Annotated in this window: 2 protein-coding genes; both read right to left on the bottom strand. The window is 38.1% G+C overall.

Annotation, left to right across the window (positions count from 1 at the left end; translation table 11 throughout):
• Positions 1–249: 249 nt before the first annotated feature.
• Positions 250–1,374: a hypothetical protein gene (locus MMG82_RS21135; RefSeq protein WP_144344735.1), complete on the bottom strand. Its 1,125-nt coding sequence runs from the start codon at positions 1,372–1,374 to the stop codon at positions 250–252.
• A 139-nt stretch (positions 1,375–1,513) separates the two neighbouring features.
• Positions 1,514–3,163, bottom strand: a complete 1,650-nt coding sequence (locus MMG82_RS21130; RefSeq protein WP_047534051.1) for an aromatic amino acid ammonia-lyase — start codon at positions 3,161–3,163, stop codon at positions 1,514–1,516.
• Positions 3,164–3,190: the final 27 nt, after the last annotated feature.

The raw sequence follows: 3,190 nt of genomic DNA, 5'->3' as shown, positions 1-3,190 counted from the left end.
CTTTTTCTAATTTTATTATTTGTCCACTTATATTAGGCTGCGTTGTCTCCAATATCTCCGCAGCCCGTGAAAAGCTGGAATATTTTGCTGAAAAATAGAAAGCATGAACAGTGCCACTGCTAATCATAGATTAAAAACCTTGATTTAAAATAATGACAATATAGTCAAAAACCTACTTCTGCCCAACAAAAATATCACAACACGTGTCAAAAGTAACAAATATCAAAATATGGTGAACTAGATCTACCATTAAAAATAGAAGCCAAAGTTTATATTAACTCTTTTATCCCAATCATCACCTACTTCAGGTAAACCTATATGATCATTATTGGCGGTAGAGAAGGTCATATTTTTACCCATAATAAAGTCGATCATTGTGTAGGTAGGACCTGCAGAAATCGCCATACCAGTGACGTTTTGCATACTGTTATCGTAGCTATCGTCATCAACATCTGGCGTCATTAAACCAAAGTCGTTGTAGAACTTAATGCTACCCCAATCTGTGTTCACGGTTTTGGCAATGTTGATGTTATAGGCTTGGCCCTTAGAAGCAATTTCATACTGCCAGCTTACTACTGACACGCCAATTTTATTAGAGTCAATAGCATCTGCAGCATCGTATTCATATTGCATGGCTTGCATTTGTAAATTCCAGCCTTTGTAGCTGCTGTCTAAATGCAATGCTACGGCATAGCGATCGCCATTGTTGCCCGTCTCGCTGTTGTAGATTTGACCATACTGCACAGAGCCACCAAAGGTAGTCGAGCCGCCTTCGTATTCTGTTGTATAAGTTTGTCGCACGTTTAACTGGTTAGTCTCTTCATTGTGATACTCAGTGCCATTGATGGTACCGGTATACAAATCGGTCGAATAACGCTTGTTCTCGGTCGCACCATACTCAGCACTTTTATAAAAGGCGACATCTGTATGCCAACCTTGGTTTTCATAAACCACTTTAACACCTACGTCAGAGTCATCTTCAAACCCTAAGTAATATGGCAAACCAAACCACCAACTATTTGATATTAACTCTCGATTACCAAAAGGAACCTTATTAATACCAACTTGAACTTGCAGATCATCATTTACATCATAGAAACCATAACCATGTTTAATGAAATTCGTTTTTGATGACAGTCTATAATCTGCAGATACCCCCCAGTCTCCTATTTTTCCATTTAACGTTAAAGTTGCAACATCAAAATAAAAATCCCCCCCTTTATCTTTTGAAGCTTGGTCATAATCTCTATAAGCATAGTTCGCTCTAACCGAACCGCCAAATTTAATTCCTTCATCTGGCGTATCCGCATAAATACTAAACGCAGACAATCCAACAATTACAGAAATAAACTTACATAATAACTTAATGTTCATCAATTACTCCAAAGACATTAAACTGATAGAATTATATTATTCATCGAAAAATGAAATAGTTATACTAGGTCGAATTATAGCGTGCAAAGCATATATAAAATGCCTTGCACGATAACCATCATTTAAAAAGTAACAAAAACTATCTTGTACTATAGGTTTTTAAAAATTTAACACCGTTATTTATATCAGGAGTGTAAATTCTATCTTTAGATACAAATGGAACATATTTACGGTATTCATGAAGAAATTCACTCGTACCATTCCCCATTTTTTGGCTATATTCTTTTGTTCTGATATCCATACCTTGTGTGGTATGCAACACCTCATAAGAGTAAATTTCATAAGCAATATCTGCAATTTTATCTAAGCGATTTGCAATTAAATTGACGTTACTAAAAGTTTCCTCAATACCAACAGATGTTGGTACGCCATAAATTGCAGCACTATTGGTCAGAGACATTGCTTCAGCATAAAGACCGGACATTGACTGTGCAATATTAGCAAAACCATCACCACCGACATTTTCCTTAGAAATTAAGTATGTTGTTAATTTTGTACGGTGACCGTCATCTAATTGGGTAGTACGCCAGGCTGAAATATGAATCACTTGAGCAAGTGCACGACTCAAAGACTCCAGCTGCACTGCTAGCTGGGTATTATCAAAATTAGAACCTGAGTTTACAAAAACATTTTTTCCACCAACCCGTAAACCATTAACATAATCGCTATTGCTGTACCATAAATCATCTCTTGCATCTGTATGCACTATTGGATTATCTGTCGTATGGTTGATTGCGGTATTGAGTAACTCTTTTGCTTGGCGTAATTCTTCTTTCGCTGCTGCTAAGATTTGACCTGATGATCGAAAACTTAACGGGTCCTGTAAATTTCGCTTAGCATCAACACTCCAAAGATATGAACCTTTTAAATGAGATAAAATAGATTCTGCCGCTTCATGTCCCTGTGGCCACCCTTTTGTATCGACTGTATGCCATAGAAAAGGAGACACGTTACCATTTAACGCTTCTAAACTAGACGCAATTATCACAGATGATAGATCGAGCAGATGCTCCACTTTTTTCACTGCCGTAACCGATTGTGCTTCAGCTACATTACTATTTGAGAGAATTGAAATACCATCCATCCCAAATGGCTGATATTTTTTCAATCCAAGCTCTTTACGTACCTCAGCTGAAGAGCGACGCTTTCCTTGGTACATGACATCCCACTCACCCATTAAGGCTAAGCCGACATGTGTCACCATACTCAAATCATTTGCACCTTCTGAACCTCGTGAAGGAATTAATGGATAAACATCATTGTTGATATATTCCATGTAGGCATTGGCAGCCTCAACACTCATCCCAGTAAATCCAGCAGCCATCTGGTTCAAACGGATAACCATCGCCATTTTAGATTCAGCTTCAGGTAAAAATGGCTCCATCCCTGCTGCTTGAATTCGCATTTGCCGCTCATTAAATTTAATCGACTCTGAACGATTCGGCTCATTTTCGACCGAAGACCCCGCGACACGCTGGTCTTTCAGCGCACCATAATTAACCGTTAATCCATAAATAGAACGCCCATCTTCAGCTGCATCAATAGGTGCTTTATAAGACGCTCGAATACGCTCCCAACCTTCTTTCGAAATGTTAACATCTTCACCGGACTTAGATATTTCCCAAAGTTTATCTACAGTCAATGAAGTACCATCAAGCGTATGAGTTGCTGCGATTGATGTCATAGGTAATATAGCGGCTATTACAAGCGGTATAGTTTTTAATTTCATGGCAACGTCCTATTATTAGTTTAATAT

It is taken from the genome of Shewanella sp. MM_2022_3 (assembly GCF_022557375.1).
Taxonomy (GTDB): Bacteria; Pseudomonadota; Gammaproteobacteria; order Enterobacterales; family Shewanellaceae; genus Shewanella; species Shewanella xiamenensis.
Note: the sequence above shows the minus strand (reverse complement) of the source record. Positions and strands in the feature narration are given on the sequence as shown.